The 13983-nt window shown below is 59.3% G+C and carries 20 protein-coding genes; 9 read left to right on the plus strand and 11 right to left on the minus strand.

The features are described 5' to 3' along the window. Window positions 1-23: 23 nt before the first annotated feature. Both P3G59_RS00515 and P3G59_RS00520 read left to right on the plus strand, forming a co-directional pair. On the plus strand, window positions 24-569 hold the full coding sequence (locus P3G59_RS00515; protein ID WP_277760035.1) for a gamma carbonic anhydrase family protein: 546 nt from the start codon (window positions 24-26) through the stop codon (window positions 567-569). Window positions 570-598: 29 nt separating this feature from the next. Beyond that, on the plus strand, window positions 599-1249 hold the full coding sequence (locus P3G59_RS00520; protein WP_277760036.1) for an HAD family hydrolase: 651 nt from the start codon (window positions 599-601) through the stop codon (window positions 1247-1249). 93 nt (window positions 1250-1342) lie between these two features. Here the strand turns inward: P3G59_RS00520 and P3G59_RS00525 are convergent, their stop codons facing one another. After that, window positions 1343-2425 carry an aminopeptidase gene (locus tag P3G59_RS00525; protein WP_277760037.1) on the minus strand — a complete coding sequence of 361 codons (1083 nt, stop codon included), beginning with the start codon at window positions 2423-2425 and terminating at the stop codon, window positions 1343-1345. 59 nt (window positions 2426-2484) lie between these two features. On the opposite strand from P3G59_RS00525, the gene P3G59_RS00530 reads away from it, so the two are divergent. Both P3G59_RS00530 and P3G59_RS00535 read left to right on the plus strand, forming a co-directional pair. Next, on the plus strand, window positions 2485-2907 hold the full coding sequence (locus P3G59_RS00530; protein ID WP_277760038.1) for a hypothetical protein: 423 nt from the start codon (window positions 2485-2487) through the stop codon (window positions 2905-2907). A gap of 40 nt (window positions 2908-2947) precedes the next feature. Beyond that, window positions 2948-3367 (plus strand): hypothetical protein, encoded by a 420-nt coding sequence (locus P3G59_RS00535; protein WP_277760039.1) that lies wholly within the window; start codon window positions 2948-2950, stop codon window positions 3365-3367. 6 nt (window positions 3368-3373) lie between these two features. Here the strand turns inward: P3G59_RS00535 and P3G59_RS00540 are convergent, their stop codons facing one another. After that, complete coding sequence (locus P3G59_RS00540; RefSeq protein ID WP_134178481.1) at window positions 3374-3613, minus strand: DUF1161 domain-containing protein; 240 nt, start codon at window positions 3611-3613, stop codon at window positions 3374-3376. A gap of 260 nt (window positions 3614-3873) precedes the next feature. Beyond that, complete coding sequence (locus tag P3G59_RS00545; RefSeq protein ID WP_123536992.1) at window positions 3874-4305, minus strand: OsmC family protein; 432 nt, start codon at window positions 4303-4305, stop codon at window positions 3874-3876. A gap of 241 nt (window positions 4306-4546) precedes the next feature. Here P3G59_RS00545 and P3G59_RS00550 point away from each other — a divergent pair, with 241 nt between their 5' ends. After that, window positions 4547-5548 (plus strand): LLM class flavin-dependent oxidoreductase, encoded by a 1002-nt coding sequence (locus P3G59_RS00550; protein ID WP_277760040.1) that lies wholly within the window; start codon window positions 4547-4549, stop codon window positions 5546-5548. Window positions 5549-5811: 263 nt separating this feature from the next. Here the strand turns inward: P3G59_RS00550 and P3G59_RS00555 are convergent, their stop codons facing one another. Together P3G59_RS00555 and P3G59_RS00560 are read right to left on the minus strand one after the other, a co-directional pair. Next, a complete protein-coding gene (locus tag P3G59_RS00555) occupies window positions 5812-6033 on the minus strand; it encodes a DUF1161 domain-containing protein (RefSeq protein ID WP_277760041.1) in 222 nt (73 codons plus the stop codon). A 128-nt stretch (window positions 6034-6161) separates the two neighbouring features. Beyond that, on the minus strand, window positions 6162-6377 hold the full coding sequence (locus P3G59_RS00560; protein ID WP_008081151.1) for a dodecin: 216 nt from the start codon (window positions 6375-6377) through the stop codon (window positions 6162-6164). Between the two features lie 157 nt (window positions 6378-6534). Between P3G59_RS00560 and P3G59_RS00565 the strand changes: the two genes are divergently transcribed. After that, a complete protein-coding gene (locus tag P3G59_RS00565; protein ID WP_277760042.1) occupies window positions 6535-6861 on the plus strand; it encodes a DUF883 family protein in 327 nt (108 codons plus the stop codon). On the opposite strand, the gene P3G59_RS00570 is transcribed toward P3G59_RS00565, so the two are convergent. Beyond that, on the minus strand, window positions 6834-7751 hold the full coding sequence (locus tag P3G59_RS00570; protein WP_277760043.1) for a LysR family transcriptional regulator: 918 nt from the start codon (window positions 7749-7751) through the stop codon (window positions 6834-6836). The genes P3G59_RS00565 and P3G59_RS00570 overlap by 28 nt on opposite strands. A gap of 114 nt (window positions 7752-7865) precedes the next feature. On the opposite strand from P3G59_RS00570, the gene trpB reads away from it, so the two are divergent. The 3 genes from trpB to P3G59_RS00585 all read left to right on the plus strand — a co-directional run bounded on the left by trpB (window position 7866) and on the right by P3G59_RS00585 (window position 10488). Then, window positions 7866-9098 carry a tryptophan synthase subunit beta gene (gene trpB / locus P3G59_RS00575; RefSeq protein WP_277760044.1) on the plus strand — a complete coding sequence of 411 codons (1233 nt, stop codon included), beginning with the start codon at window positions 7866-7868 and terminating at the stop codon, window positions 9096-9098. Further along, the gene (gene trpA / locus P3G59_RS00580; RefSeq protein WP_277760045.1) at window positions 9098-9910 is read left to right on the plus strand and encodes a tryptophan synthase subunit alpha; all 813 of its coding nucleotides are present in this window, start codon (window positions 9098-9100) and stop codon (window positions 9908-9910) included. The genes trpB and trpA overlap by 1 nt, the downstream gene beginning before the upstream one ends. Before the next feature lie 122 nt (window positions 9911-10032). Then, window positions 10033-10488 (plus strand): anti-virulence regulator CigR family protein, encoded by a 456-nt coding sequence (locus tag P3G59_RS00585; RefSeq protein ID WP_277760046.1) that lies wholly within the window; start codon window positions 10033-10035, stop codon window positions 10486-10488. An 82-nt stretch (window positions 10489-10570) separates the two neighbouring features. On the opposite strand, the gene P3G59_RS00590 is transcribed toward P3G59_RS00585, so the two are convergent. The 5 genes from P3G59_RS00590 to P3G59_RS00610 all read right to left on the minus strand — a co-directional run bounded on the left by P3G59_RS00590 (window position 10571) and on the right by P3G59_RS00610 (window position 13980). After that, on the minus strand, window positions 10571-12532 hold the full coding sequence (locus P3G59_RS00590) for a DUF4105 domain-containing protein (RefSeq protein ID WP_277760047.1): 1962 nt from the start codon (window positions 12530-12532) through the stop codon (window positions 10571-10573). Continuing rightward, a complete protein-coding gene (locus tag P3G59_RS00595) occupies window positions 12529-12849 on the minus strand; it encodes a DUF2388 domain-containing protein (RefSeq protein ID WP_007911662.1) in 321 nt (106 codons plus the stop codon). The genes P3G59_RS00590 and P3G59_RS00595 overlap by 4 nt, the downstream gene beginning before the upstream one ends. Before the next feature lie 44 nt (window positions 12850-12893). Then, entirely contained in the window at window positions 12894-13211 is a 318-nt protein-coding gene (locus tag P3G59_RS00600; protein WP_007911660.1) for a DUF2388 domain-containing protein, read from the minus strand. 107 nt (window positions 13212-13318) lie between these two features. Continuing rightward, complete coding sequence (locus P3G59_RS00605; RefSeq protein WP_007911658.1) at window positions 13319-13636, minus strand: DUF2388 domain-containing protein; 318 nt, start codon at window positions 13634-13636, stop codon at window positions 13319-13321. 134 nt (window positions 13637-13770) lie between these two features. Further along, entirely contained in the window at window positions 13771-13980 is a 210-nt protein-coding gene (locus P3G59_RS00610) for a DUF1127 domain-containing protein (RefSeq protein ID WP_277760048.1), read from the minus strand. Window positions 13981-13983 lie beyond the last annotated feature (3 nt).

The raw sequence follows: 13983 nt of genomic DNA on the forward strand, positions 1-13983 counted from the left end.
CGGCGACAGAGAGAGAAATTATCGTGTCCGTTCGCAAGTACCAGAATCACACCCCAAGCCTTTGCAAAGGCGCGTTTGTCGACGGCTCGGCGGTGGTTATCGGCGACGTCGAAATCGGTGAAGACAGCTCGGTCTGGCCGCTGACCGTGATCCGTGGCGACATGCACCGCATCCGCATCGGTGCGCGCACCAGTGTCCAGGACGGCTGCGTACTGCACATCACCCACGCCGGCCCGTTCAACCCGGACGGCTTCCCGCTGCTGATCGGCGACGACGTGACCATCGCCCATAAAGTCATGCTGCATGGCTGCACCGTCGGCAGCCGTGTATTGATTGGCATGGGCAGCATCGTCATGGACGGCGCAGTGGTCGAGGACGATGTGATCATCGGCGCCGGTAGCCTGGTGCCACCGGGCAAGCGTCTGCCAAGCGGTTTCCTTTATGTCGGCAGCCCGGTGAAACAGGTGCGGGCGCTCACCGACAAGGAAAAGGCCTTCTTCACCTACAGTGCGGCGAACTACGTGAAGCTCAAGGACCTGCATTTGGCCGAAGGCTACGACACACTCTGAATCGAATTCGCGACTGCTCAGGAATTCCCATGCATTACCAAACCGTATTGTTTGACCTCGATGGCACCCTCACCGACCCGCGTGAGGGCATCACCCGCTCCATTCAATTTGCCCTGGCCAAGCTCGGCATCGATGAGCCTGACCTGACCAGACTCGAACACTTCATCGGCCCGCCGTTGTTGCAGGCATTCATGCAGTTTTACGGTTTCGACGAGGCCAAAGCCTGGGAAGCAGTGAATTTCTATCGTGAGCGCTTCAAGGTCACGGGGTTGTACGAGAATCATGTGTTCGAAGGCGTCACGCCGTTGCTCGAAACCCTCAGCGGGCAAGGGCGGCAGCTGTATATCGCGACGTCCAAGCCCTGGATATTCGCCCGCGAGATTGCCCGGCACTTCGACTTCGCCAAACACTTCAAGGTGATCTACGGTAGCGAGCTGGATGGCACGCGGACCAACAAGGTTGAGCTGATTGCACATCTGATCAAGGAAGAAGGGCTGGATCCGGCGGATACGCTGATGATCGGCGACCGTAAGCATGACCTCATCGGTGCGCGCAGCAATGGTCTGGATGCGGCGGCGGTCGGTTATGGGTTTGGCAGTTTTGAAGAGTTGAATGCGGAAGCGCCGGCTTATCACTTTGAAACGCTGGACGCGTTGCATCAGGCATTTCTGCGGCGCTGATCAAATTGCTATCGCGAGCAAGCTCACTCCTACATTTGGAATGCATTCCCCTGTAGGAGTGAGCCTGCTCGCGATGACGCCCTTTCAGCCACCTCAGACTTGCGGATCTGCCAACGCTTTCAGTGCCGCCTTTCGCTCAGCCACCGGCAACCGACCCAATCTCTCAACCGCCGCATAAAACCTCACCCAATCCCCCCCGACCTGCTTGAACAACGCCGCAATCGCCGGTACCCACTGGTCATACAGCCCAAACGGCAGCAACCGCGCGTTGTTCAACGGCGCATTCACCCAAGCGTCATAACGCTTGTCGCCGGCCCATTGGCTATCGCGCATCACCCGATAATCCCGGCGAAATTGTTCGAATTCTGCTGCTTTGCGTTCGCGCATGTGCTCAACCGCCAATGGCTGGGTGTAAAGCTTCTCCAGCCGTGCGCGGGTACGTAGCACCAATGCGATGAACTGATCGCGCTGCTGCAGCCGTGAGTCAGTGTCCGCCGGCAACCCGCGAAACGCCCGCCACTGCCGCGTGCCTTCCTGCTCGACAAACGTGGCGAAGGACTCGTTAAACTCGGTGTCGTCCTTCACATAGAAGCGTTGATGCGCCAGCTCATGAAAGATCAGCGTGGCCAGGCGCTCATCACCCCAGCCCATCATCGTGTTGATGATCGGGTCATTGAACCAGCCGAGCGTCGAATAGGCCTCGACGCCGCCAATCGATACATCCATGCCCTGCAATCGCTGGATGGCCGCCTCACCGCGCGCCGCGCCCTGGCTGTAGTAGCCGCGATAGGCCACACACCCGGCAATCGGGAAGCAATGGTTTTGCGGCGTCAGGGAGAACTCCTGGGTGGCGAACACATTCCACACCACGTACGGGCGATGGATGTCGGCGTAAAGACGATAGCTCTGGTTATCCGGCAAATGCAGATGCTCGCTGGCGAAGGCGCGGGCCTTCTGCGATTTAGCCAGATGGTTTCGCAGTGTCGCGTCGCGGCTCGGGTCGTTGATCACCTTTTCCACAGGCTCGCGCGCCCGCAGCAATTGCAACTGGCCGCTGGCCAACTGGCTGTAATAGCTGACGCTGGAACAACCGTTGAGCAACAAAAGCATCACACCCGGAAACAAAACCCGAAAAACACGATCAAGTAACCCAAGGCTTGGAAACGGCCTGCTCAAAATAAGAAATCCCCCGGAGAGTCTGCCCGCAAGACTATCCCGCCTAAAGGAGCACCGCTATGCGCATGTTGATGCTGTCAGGAGGCCTGCTGACGCTGGCCGGTTGTGCCGGATTTGGAATGCCCGATCCTGACCCTTCGCAAGCCTGGATCGATCTCGATGCCCGGCAACAGGACACGGCGCTGCAAGCGCTGCAGGTTGATACGCAGGCGACCGCCGACAAACGCTATTTTGAAGTGCAGCCCGGCAGCCATGAGTTGAAAGTGCGTTATCAATTCCCGGTGGCGGCGACCAACATCGGTCCCGACGCTGAACCGCTGTGGCGCGATTGCCAGTTGAGCGTGAAATTCAAGGATTTCAATGCCGGCCAGCGATACCAGTTACAGGCTGGCAGTATCGGGTTCAGGCCGTGGGCCAAACTCTATGACGAGCAGCGCAAGGTGGTAGGCCAAGGCACGCCAGCGGGCTGTCAGCGCACCTGATCGGCGCTATGCTGAGTATTCAGATCCGTGGATATTCGTCATGCGCCAGTTGCTGTTGTTGCTCGTTGCCAGTCTTGTGGCCGGTTGTCAGACACCGCTGCCCCCGGTCGATCCGCACATGGCCTGGGTCGATTTTTCTACACCGACACCCGGCGGCAAAGTGCTGATGGCCGAGCGCCTCGACAAACAGCGACTGAATGACGGGCGCTACTTTCAGGTCACCCCCGGCAGTCACGAATTGCGCGTGCGGTTCGATTTCGAAGTGTTTGGCGGTGGCGGCAGTTTGATGAACGGCCCGGTAGAGCGGCTGTGTTATCTGTACATCCGCTATGACCATTTCGAGGCCGGGCAGCGTTATGTGCTGGAGGGGCGCTCGCTGGCGTTCACCCCGAGTGCCCGACTGTACAACGCCAAGCGCGAAATCGTCGCCGAGGATTACGACTACGACTGCATTATCTGAGGCGACTCAGCTGTCGTTCTTCTGATAGATGATCGCTTTGGTGCCGTTCTCACATGAACCGACCACCATGGCGATGTCATGTTTTGCGGCCTCTTCCTTGCTGACGATTTCCAGTGTGTAGGACGGCACGGCTTTGGCCTGAATCTTCACTTCGATTTCTTTTTTCAGTTCTTCGCAGTCTTTGGGTGCCGCAATGACAGAAGTGGCCAGTGCACTGCAGAGGATCGCCAAGCCAATACGTTTCATGAGTGAAGCTCCCTGAGGCAGCGCGCACGGGTGTGCGCTGAAGCTGCTGTCATTGATTCGACCATACTTTTACAGCGAGGGTTCTGACTTCGCTCACAACTTGTGTTTACGGTTTCAGATCTGCAGTGATTTTCAGATTGCTATCGCGAGCAGGCTCACTCCTACAGGGGGTCTCGGCTGTTCACAATTGCTGTGTCCGCTGGAGATCAAATGTAGGAGTGAGCCTGCTCGCGATAGCGTCAGACGCAGTCAGCGTTGAATCAACTGACCAGCGAAGCCTCAAGCGTAATCTTCGCATTCAGCACTTTCGATACCGGGCATCCTTCCTTGGCCTTGTTGCTCAGTTCTTCGAACTGCGCCTGGGTCGCCCCCGGGATTTTCGCCTTGAGGATCAGCTTCACCGCGGTGATGGCAAAGCCGCCGTCCACCTGATCAAGCGTGACTTCAGCATTGGTATCAATGCTTTCCGCCGTCAGGCCCGCATCGCCGAGAATCATCGAAAACGCCATGGAAAAACAGCCTGCATGGGCCGCGCCGATCAATTCTTCCGGGTTGGTGCCCTTGCCGCCTTCGAAGCGGGCCTTGAAGCCATAGGGCGCCTCTCTGAGGACACCGGTTTCGGTCGAGATCGAGCCGATGCCGGTTTTCAGATCGCCTGCCCAATGTGCGGATGCTTTCTTCACGATAGCCATGTCTGCCTCCTCAAGATCAGGCGCGGAAACGCCGCGCCGTCGTGGTTTTACTTGCAAGGCTTCTGAGGATAGACGCCGGAACAAAGTTCAGCCCGGCTGAATCGTTGACTTTTTTAGTAGGAAATTTCATCGCTGCTATTGAAACTCGGGTATATGCCCTCATTGCACAAAACACGCTTATGGATTCGGCAGGTTTTCGTTCGCAAGAAAAACCTGCCTCCTCACTCGGAGACGCAGGTTTATGAAACAACTGTCCGACGTAAAATTTTCTACCCTCGATCTGGTGCCAGTGCGCGAGAACGGCAGCCCGGCACAATCGCTGCGCAACTCGCTGGACTTGGCGCAGCATGTCGAGAAGCTCGGCTACACGCGGTTCTGGGTGGCTGAACACCACAACATGGATGGCATTGCCAGCTCCGCCACCTCGGTGTTACTCGGTTATCTGGCGGGCGGGACCTCGTCCATTCGCGTCGGCTCCGGCGGGGTGATGCTGCCCAACCATGCGCCGCTGGTCATCGCCGAGCAGTTCGGCACACTGGAAAGCCTGTATCCGGGCCGGATCGACCTCGGTTTGGGCCGTGCCCCCGGTTCTGACCAGATGACCGCCCGCGCCTTGCGCCGCGAACGCTCCGGCAGCGCCGATGACTTCCCCGAAGATGTCGCCGAACTGGTGCGCTTCCTCGGCCCGCGCACTCCGGATCAACGCGTCATCGCGATGCCGGGGACTGGCACCAATGTGCCGATCTGGTTGCTCGGTTCCAGTCTGTTCAGTGCGCAATTGGCCGGCGAGCGCGGTTTGCCGTACGCCTTTGCCTCGCATTTCGCGCCGCGGTTCATGCACGAGGCGATTCGCGTTTATCGCAATCACTTCAAGCCGTCGGCGGTGCTCGACAAGCCGTATGTGATGCTCGGGGTGCCTTTGGTGGCGGCTGATACCGATGAGCAAGCCGATTACCTGGCGACGTCGGTGTACCAGCGCATTCTCGCGTTGATGCGTGGGCAGAGTCTGGTGCAGCGTCCGCCGGTGAAAACCATGGACGGCTTGTGGCTGCCTCACGAACGTGAGGCGGTGGGCGATTTCCTCGGTCTGGCGATGGTCGGCAGCCCGCAGAAGATTCGCGCCAAGCTGGAGGTGCTGGTCGAGCAGACCCAGGCGGATGAGCTGATCTTTACCTGTGATTTGTATGAGCATGCTGATCGGGTGCATTCGTACGAGTTGCTGGCGCAGGTTATGAAGGGCTGAAAAACCCCTCACCCTAACCCTCTCCCGGAGGGAGAGGGGACTGACCGGGTTGAATGTTCGAGGTACGCCGACCTGAAATATCAAGTCGAACTCAAGTTTTGAATAGCCCCCGATCTGCCCCCTTTCCCCCTCTACCCCTTGGGGGCGGTCCGACGTTTCGGGAGGGTTGGGATGATGGGGGCGATTTCAAATCCACTGAATATCCAAATCCCGGACACAAAAAAGCCGACGCCTTCACGTCGGCTTTTGCATTTCAGGCGCGATCAACCGCGCTTGTAGACGATTTCCTTGGAGCCAGCTTCGCAGGTGCCAACGACTTTGCCGCCATTAGCGCCCTTGTCGACAATCTCCAGCGAATACCCGGAAACGCCCTTGGCATCCAGCTTCGCCGCAATCTCGCTTTTCAGCTCTTCACAAGGCTTGCCGGCAGCAAACGCACCACCCGCAAGGCTCAACAAACCTACTGCCAACATCAACTTCTTCATCGGTCGCACTCCCTGGTCGGATTAAAAGAGGCGGGCATCAGGTCGTTCACCTGATGCAGCCACCCTGTAGCGCTTTGCCATTCCTATGGCACTCGGCCAGCGCGCAAGTTCAGAAGACTAGACCAAACTCAGCTGCTGGCAATCTTGAAGCCCACTTTCAGTGTCACCTGAAAGTGCGCTGCCTTGCCGTCCTTGATATGGCCACGGGTTTCGGTCACTTCAAACCATTCCAGATTGCGAATGGTCTTGTTTGCTTCAGCAATTGCGTTGTTGATGGCGTCTTCGATGCTGGTAGTAGACGAACCGACCAGCTCGACTTTCTTGTACGTGTGATGGTCACTCATGGCGATCTCCTTGGCGTGTGGAATTGAGACTAGCAGTGAATCTGCACTGTTGATTTCGGTGGCTGTGCGCGAGCGAAGTTCAGATTTTCTGCACTTTCTCGAACCGGCGAAGTCCCAACCAACACACGCCACTCATCACCAATGCAGGAGAGCCACCATGGCCAACACCTCTTTACGTAAAGCCTCGTTGCAAAGCATGGAAGCCGAGATCGAGAGTCTGCTCAAATCGTTGGAAAGCTTGAAGGACGACGCTTCGGACGAGTCGCGCAAGACCCTCAAGGCGCTGAAAAGCAATGCAGAAAGTGCGCTGAAACATTCGCGTCACCTGCTCAGCGATGCCTATGAAGAAGTCAAAGTGAAAACCCGCGAAACCGGGATCGCCACCCGCGACTACGCGCAGGAACATCCGTGGACGACGGCCGGTGTCGCAGTCGGTGCGATTGGCTTGCTTGCCGCTTACTTGCTGATCAAGCGCGGCGAGTGATCGCTCTGGCGCAGCTCGTTCTTGAGCCATTGCGCCAGTTGCCGGGCGCGCCCGTCTGCGGCGCGCTTGGGTAGCCACAATGCCAGTTGCGCCGGGGTTTCACAGAAGCCCCATGGCGCAACCAGGCGACCAGCCTTCAAGTCTTCGATCACCAGCGGTTCCGGCGCGATGGCCACGCCAAGGCCCGCCACTGCTGCTTCCAGCAAGTAATACAAATGCTCGAAACCTTGCCCCAGCTTCAACGCTTTTGCGTCGAGTGCGTACTGCTGTGCCCAACTCGGCCAGGCTTGCGGGCGTGAAGTGGTGTGCAGCAGCGGTTCATTGAGCAGCGCCGAGGCTGGCGCGGTTGCCAGACGGTGATAACCGCTAAACAGTGGGCTCATGACCGGGCCGATGCGTTCAGCGGCCAGCTCGTAAACCTGCATGTCCGCTGGCCATGGCGGCTCGGCAAACAGCAGCAGCGCATCCAGACCCGGCCGCCGAGGATCAAGATCGCCTTCTCCGGCCGACAGATGCAGACGCAAGTCCGGCAGATCGGCATTCAATCGGCCCAAACGCGGAATGAACCAGCGCGCCAGCAAGCTCCCGGAGCAGCCGAGTACAAACGGGGCGTCGGCGGTACTTTGCGTGAGTTCTGCGCAAACGCTGCGCAACCGATCAAACGCCTCTGCGCTGGCATCGCGTAAACGCACACCGGCATCTGTGAGTTTCAAGCCGCGCCCATCCTTGACGAACAGACTGACGCCCAGGTGCTCTTCGAGCACCTTGAGCTGCCGGCTGACTGCACCATGGGTGACGTGGAGCTGCTCGGCGGCCTGACTGACGCTGTTCAGTCGGGCGGTCGCTTCGAATGCGCGCAAAGCGTTCAGCGGGGGAAGGTCGTGGCTCATGGTATCTGTGAGTTTTTCTGACAGGTTGTGGCGATCTTATCGGTTTTCAGCCTGGAGCGTCAGGGGTAGAGTGGACGTCATTGTCTTTTGACCCGAATTCACCTGGAGCGACTCATGACCCAGACTTCGAACACCTCTGATCTGCGCAACGGCCCGGACGATAATGGCCTGTTCGGCTCGTTCGGTGGCCGCTACGTGGCGGAAACCCTGATGCCGTTGATTCTCGATCTGGCCCGCGAATACGAAGCGGCCAAGGAAGATCCGGCGTTCAAAGAAGAACTGGCCTACTTCCAGCGTGACTACGTCGGGCGTCCGAGCCCACTGTATTTTGCTGAACGCCTGACCGAGTTCTGCGCCGGCGCGAAGATCTACCTCAAGCGCGAAGAGCTGAACCACACCGGCGCGCACAAAATCAACAACTGCATCGGCCAGATCCTGCTGGCACGGCGCATGGGCAAAAAACGCATCATCGCCGAGACCGGCGCCGGCATGCACGGCGTGGCTACCGCCACCGTGGCCGCACGTTTCGGTCTGGATTGCGTGATCTACATGGGCACCACTGACATCGAACGCCAGCAGGCCAACGTGTTCCGCATGAAGCTGCTGGGTGCAGAGGTGATTCCGGTTGTGGCCGGCACCGGCACCCTGAAAGATGCGATGAACGAAGCCCTGCGTGACTGGGTGACCAACGTCGACAGCACCTTTTACCTGATCGGCACCGTGGCCGGCCCGCATCCTTATCCAGCCATGGTTCGCGACTTCCAGGCCGTTATCGGCAAGGAAACCCGCGATCAGTTGCAGGCACAGGAAGGGCGTCTGCCGGACAGTCTGGTGGCGTGCATCGGTGGCGGTTCCAATGCCATGGGCCTGTTCCACCCGTTCCTCGACGACACAAGCGTTGAAATCATCGGCGTTGAAGCGGCGGGTTTCGGCATCGAAACCGGCAAGCACGCAGCGAGCCTGAATGGTGGCGTTCCGGGTGTGTTGCACGGTAACCGTACTTTCCTGCTGCAGGACGACGATGGCCAGATCATCGACGCCCACTCGATTTCCGCTGGCCTCGATTATCCAGGCATTGGCCCGGAACACGCGTGGTTGCATGACATCGGCCGCGTTCAATACACCTCGGTGACTGACGACGAAGCGCTGGATGCGTTCCACAAATGCTGCCGCCTGGAAGGGATCATTCCTGCCCTGGAAAGCGCACACGCCCTGGCTGAAGTGTTCAAACGCGCACCGAAGCTGCCGAAGGATCACCTGATGGTGGTCAACCTGTCGGGCCGTGGCGACAAAGACATGCAAACCGTGATGCACCACATGGAACAGTCGAAGCAGGAGAAACACTGATGAGCCGCCTGCAAACCCGTTTTGCCGAACTCAAAGAAGAGAACCGTGCTGCGCTGGTGACCTTCGTCACCGCCGGTGACCCGGATTACGACACTTCGCTGGCGATCCTTAAAGGCTTGCCGGGTGCTGGCGCCGACGTGATCGAGCTGGGCATGCCGTTCACCGACCCGATGGCTGATGGCCCGGCAATTCAACTGGCGAACATCCGTGCCTTGGGCGCCAAGCAGAATCTGGTGAAAACCCTGCAAATGGTTCGCGAGTTCCGTGAAGTCAACAGCGATACGCCGCTGGTGCTGATGGGTTACTTCAACCCGATCCACAAGTTCGGCGTCGAGCGCTTCATCGCTGAAGCCAAAGAGGCCGGCGTCGACGGTCTGATCGTCGTCGACATGCCGCCTGAGCATAACGCCGAGCTGTGTGACCCGGCACAGGCTGCAGGTCTGGACTTCATTCGCCTGACCACGCCAACCACCGACGATGCGCGTCTGCCGAAGGTGCTCAACGGCAGCTCCGGGTTTGTGTACTACGTGTCGGTCGCCGGTGTGACCGGTGCCGGTGCTGCAACCCTGGAGCACGTCGAAGAGGCGGTTGCCCGTCTGCGTCGTCACACCGATCTGCCGATCAGCATCGGTTTCGGTATCCGTACGCCGGAGCAGGCTGCAGCCATCGCGCGTCTGGCCGACGGTGTTGTGGTCGGTTCGGCATTGATCGATCACATCGCCAATGCGACGACGCCGGCACAAGCCATCGACGGTGTGTTGAGCTTGTGCTCGGCGCTGTCCGAAGGCGTGCGTAAGGCCCGCGTCAGCTGAAGGTAAAGTTCCTGATACAGAGGAATTAGCGCTTCGCGGCACAGACTAATCCAGCAAGACCGAGGGATTCAGAACCACGTTCTGAGTCCCTTTTTGCTGTTTGTGCTGTGAGGAAAGACCCGATGAAAATGCCGAAACGTCTGATGGCCGGACTGGGCGTACTGATGATCAGTGCGACACCGCTGCTGGCCAGCGCCGATCCGCGCGATGATCACGACCATGGTGGCCCGCAGCAGGGCCAGTACAACAACCATGGTAATGACCATCGCGACGATCATCGTGGCCCGCAGAACGATCACCGTGGCGGTCCGCCACCGCGCGACTTTGGCCCGGTGCGCCAGACCATTCGTGACAATCATGGCTATTTCGTACGCGGTGCGCCGCCGCCTCCGGGAATTCATCTGGAGCGTGGCCGGCCGTTGCCGCACGGCTATTACGGCGAGCGTCTGGATAATCGGGCGCTAGGTCGATTGCCGGTGTATCCGGGCTACGAGTGGCGCCGGGCGGGAGGCGATATCGTGCTGATCGCGGTGGGCACCGGGATAATTTATGAAATTCTTGATGGGGTTTTGTATTAATCGTTAATCAGTCAAAAGATCGCAGCCTGCGGCAGCGTCTACAGGGGATTGTAGGAGCTGCCGCAGGCTGCGATCTTTTACTTTAAGGCAGTTCCAGCCCGCCTGAGGCTTTGTGCAGTTTGCGCAGATGCGCGCCAATCTGCTTCACATTCTCCTCACTGGCCGCAATTTCTGCAGCCCGCTTGGGCTCCAGCAACTTGCGCACTTCGGCGTCCAGATCGCCGGACAGTGCGAGCAGCTTCTTCTGCCGCTGACTGCTCTCCGCTTCCAGTCGAGTGAACTCGGTCGGCTGCGGCAATCCGTAACCCTTGGCGTCGAGCAATTCCGCCGGACGGCTGAGGAAGCCGCTATTGGCGAGGATTTCCTGCAAGGTCGCATTGGCCTTGTCCATGCCGCCGTTTTCCAGCTCGCGCGCACCGAGGTAACGCTGCTTGACCTCGTCCTGAGCCAGCAGCAACTGGCGCCGATAACTGGCTTGTTCCAGCAGCAGCAACGCGGCGCTGGTACGCAAATCCGCGCGCTCGAACCACTCGCGGCGTTCCTCGGCTGTGAGCGATAGCCATTCTTCAACGGTGTTCTGCTTGATCGGCAATTGCTTCTTCAGCACATCGAACATCGCCTGATAGCGATCGCGGAACGAGTCGAAGCGATAGCCCAGACGCAACGCTTCCTTTGGGTCATCCAGCACACTGGTATCCGCCAGGCCACGGCCCTTCATCACTTCCAGCAAGCCGTTGGGCATGATGCTGTCCAGGCCTACGAACTGTGTGTTGTTGCTGCCGCTGCGCAACAGCTTCAAGCCTTCCACCGCACAGTTGTTGGAGAGGAAGAAGTAGTTGCCGTCATAGCTCCAGTGCATTTCGGCGGCGTGTTCGACCACGCCTTCGATCTCGTCGCGGGACAGGTTCAGCGGCACCGAGGCGAGGCTGCGCAGTTCGGTCTTGGTGTATTCGTCGATGACCTGCGCAAGCGGCAGCACGAACAGACGCGACGGGTATTTGCCGACCAGTCCGTCCCAGCTCGACAGCTGCACATCACCGACAAAGGCGCGGTAGGACAACACCAGATGCTGATCCAGGTCGAGTCGGCAATCCGGCCCGCGCGGGCGGCCGGGTGCGCAGATTACAAGACGCAACATGCTGTGGCCCCAGCGGCTGACCCAGTTCTGATTGGCCTCGGCCAGCAGATAGTCGACGGCGTAGACCCGCTCGGGATCGACCTGCCCCAAGGGCTGCTTGGCGAAGTCGTTGCCGGCATTGAGGAAGGAGAAGGTCTTGCTGCATGTGTCCTTGGCCGGCGGCGCCCAGCCGAAGTGCTCCTGGTAATAGCGATACAGCGCCGGGCGGCGGCAGGCGTAGCTCGGGTCGAGGAGGAAATACTCCATGTTGACTGCTACGAACTCCTTGGGACTGGAGATTTCGTACAGGTCCGGGCTGCGGGCGATCTGGCGGTTGTGCTGTTCACGTTCACCGCGACGACCGACGTATTGCTGCCAACCGGCGAGGTCGAGCAGGCGCGGGTCATCGCTGAGGGTGAAGCGCCGACCGTTCTGGCCACGGCATTCGTCAGGGATGCCGATCAGCCCGGCGCTGTTGAAGCGGCGGGTGCAGCGCTGGATCAGCGTGCGTTCGGCGTCCGGCCACAAGCGCGCACGGTCGTAAATGTGGGTGATTTCATGCAGCACCGTGGCGAGCAGTTCCTGGCGCACAGTGCCGTGGGGGCGATTGGTTTTTTCTTTGGCCGCGCTGCCATCGGTGAGGCCCGCGAGCAGTTTTCGATTCAGATCAAGCTCGGCCACCAGCGTGGCCTGACCATAGGCATTGCCGGGCATGTCATCGGTCCAGCCGACATCGATGCGCCGATCCAGCCGCTCGATAAAACTCGGCGGCAGCTTTTCCATCGCCTCATCGATCAGCGCCTGGCTGGCCTGTTGTTGGGCGGGGCTCAGACCGTCGGTCTTGAGCCGCAATTGCAGGCCCGCGTGAGCGCTGTTGCCAAGCAGCAACAACGCCCCGGCCAGCAGCCAGGTGCCGAGTGACTTCACAGTGCGAGGATGGCTTCGGCGAGAACCTGATCACTGGCGTCGCGCGCTTCCGGCACACGAGTGCGCAGGGTATTGAGCGCAGCTTCCAGATGCGCGCCACGGATATCACCGTTGGTGGCGACGAAACTGGCAGCGTCGTCGTGGGCTTCGCGGATGATTTTCGAATCGCGAATCGACGTAGTGGTGTCGGAGGTGAAATCGATCGTGCGCTGGGAGGCACGAACGATGATGTTACTGGTGGCTACCAGGGTGTGCGCCTGGGCCACGTCGGCCAACAAAAACAGGCCAAGGGCGGCAGCAATCAGCGGGCTACGCATGGAACGACTCCGGAAGGGCAAGGATAACTGGGGGTACAGGATAACTATTGGACGAGAATTGCTTCTGCCAGTTCAAGGTCGCTGACATGAAGTTTCGGCCGGGTTTTGCGCAAGTAATGCAGCGCGGATTCCAGACGAGCGCCTCGCCATTCACCGTCACTGGCAACAAATGCGGCCGCATCATCGTGGGCGGCGAGCAGTAGTTTACGGTCGAAAGGTGCGGAAGACACCATGCTGGTGGCGTAACCGCTGACGACAGTGCCTTGCGTCGACGCATTGAAAGCATCAAAGGCATCGACGGACGTCGCCCAGCAGGCGGTGAACAATAAGGAAGGGATCAGCAGATTTGGAAGAAAGCGCATTGGACTCGGTAACTGTTGGCGAGCCCAAAGGCTAGCGCAATGCCCGGGCCAGAGCCAGCGCCGAAACATCGGGACACGCCCGGCGTGTCCCGAATCGTGTCTGTCGCTTAGATCGTCAGAATTGCTTGAGCCAGTTGTGCGTCAGTGGCTTGCAGTTGTGGCGCCTGATGACGGATGTGATCCAGCGCGCTTTCCAGTTTCACCCCACGGATTTCGCCTTCGCTGGCCACGAAGCTGGCAGCGTCGTCACGGGCGGCAAGCACGATCTTGTCGTCACGGAAGGACGAGGTGACGTCGGAAGTCGCGTCGGATGAAGACTTCAGTGCACCGACAACGGCGTCGGTGGTGACGATGAAGCTGGTGGCGCTGGCGTTGGCAGCCACGGCCAGCAGGGCGGCAGCGCTGAGCAGACGAAGACGGGACATGGGGTAACTCCTGTGGATAAACCGTATTGAGAGGTGGCTCGGTATCTGAGGAGTCAGACGCCAGTGACACTGCATTCGCCACGTTCTGCGTGGATATTAGGCCTGCTGATCAGGTTCGGACAGTGGGCAGAATGCTAGCGCCAGAACGGTTTATCCAATTCATTCAGGCGATCGGCGTGGCTGAGGCCTAGATCGGCTAGACCTCGACTGTCGAGTTGAAACAGCAGGCGCCGCGTTCTCGCGCGCTCCAGGGACTCCCACAGGCCGCGAAACAAGCGCCGCAAAGCGTTGGGGCGAGCAACCGGCCGGCTCGGCGTTTCTGAAACATCCTGTAAGTCTTTCATGGC

Source organism: Pseudomonas sp. A34-9, from assembly GCF_029543085.1.
Lineage (GTDB): Bacteria > Pseudomonadota > Gammaproteobacteria > Pseudomonadales > Pseudomonadaceae > Aquipseudomonas.

Excerpts from the sequence above, each read along its gene's own strand:
- P3G59_RS00520 (WP_277760036.1), top strand. The coding sequence starts at position 599 with ATGCATTACCAAACCGTATTGTTTGACCTCGATGGCACCCTCACCGAC.
- P3G59_RS00530 (WP_277760038.1), top strand. The coding sequence starts at position 2,485 with ATGCGCATGTTGATGCTGTCAGGAGGCCTGCTGACGCTGGCCGGTTGT.
- P3G59_RS00535 (WP_277760039.1), top strand. The coding sequence starts at position 2,948 with ATGCGCCAGTTGCTGTTGTTGCTCGTTGCCAGTCTTGTGGCCGGTTGT.
- P3G59_RS00540 (WP_134178481.1), bottom strand. The coding sequence starts at position 3,613 with ATGAAACGTATTGGCTTGGCGATCCTCTGCAGTGCACTGGCCACTTCT.
- P3G59_RS00545 (WP_123536992.1), bottom strand. The coding sequence starts at position 4,305 with ATGGCTATCGTGAAGAAAGCATCCGCACATTGGGCAGGCGATCTGAAA.
- P3G59_RS00550 (WP_277760040.1), top strand. The coding sequence starts at position 4,547 with ATGAAACAACTGTCCGACGTAAAATTTTCTACCCTCGATCTGGTGCCA.
- P3G59_RS00555 (WP_277760041.1), bottom strand. The coding sequence starts at position 6,033 with ATGAAGAAGTTGATGTTGGCAGTAGGTTTGTTGAGCCTTGCGGGTGGT.
- P3G59_RS00560 (WP_008081151.1), bottom strand. The coding sequence starts at position 6,377 with ATGAGTGACCATCACACGTACAAGAAAGTCGAGCTGGTCGGTTCGTCT.
- P3G59_RS00565 (WP_277760042.1), top strand. The coding sequence starts at position 6,535 with ATGGCCAACACCTCTTTACGTAAAGCCTCGTTGCAAAGCATGGAAGCC.
- P3G59_RS00570 (WP_277760043.1), bottom strand. The coding sequence starts at position 7,751 with ATGAGCCACGACCTTCCCCCGCTGAACGCTTTGCGCGCATTCGAAGCG.
- trpB (WP_277760044.1), top strand. The coding sequence starts at position 7,866 with ATGACCCAGACTTCGAACACCTCTGATCTGCGCAACGGCCCGGACGAT.
- trpA (WP_277760045.1), top strand. The coding sequence starts at position 9,098 with ATGAGCCGCCTGCAAACCCGTTTTGCCGAACTCAAAGAAGAGAACCGT.
- P3G59_RS00585 (WP_277760046.1), top strand. The coding sequence starts at position 10,033 with ATGAAAATGCCGAAACGTCTGATGGCCGGACTGGGCGTACTGATGATC.
- P3G59_RS00595 (WP_007911662.1), bottom strand. The coding sequence starts at position 12,849 with ATGCGTAGCCCGCTGATTGCTGCCGCCCTTGGCCTGTTTTTGTTGGCC.
- P3G59_RS00600 (WP_007911660.1), bottom strand. The coding sequence starts at position 13,211 with ATGCGCTTTCTTCCAAATCTGCTGATCCCTTCCTTATTGTTCACCGCC.
- P3G59_RS00605 (WP_007911658.1), bottom strand. The coding sequence starts at position 13,636 with ATGTCCCGTCTTCGTCTGCTCAGCGCTGCCGCCCTGCTGGCCGTGGCT.
- P3G59_RS00610 (WP_277760048.1), bottom strand. The coding sequence starts at position 13,980 with ATGAAAGACTTACAGGATGTTTCAGAAACGCCGAGCCGGCCGGTTGCT.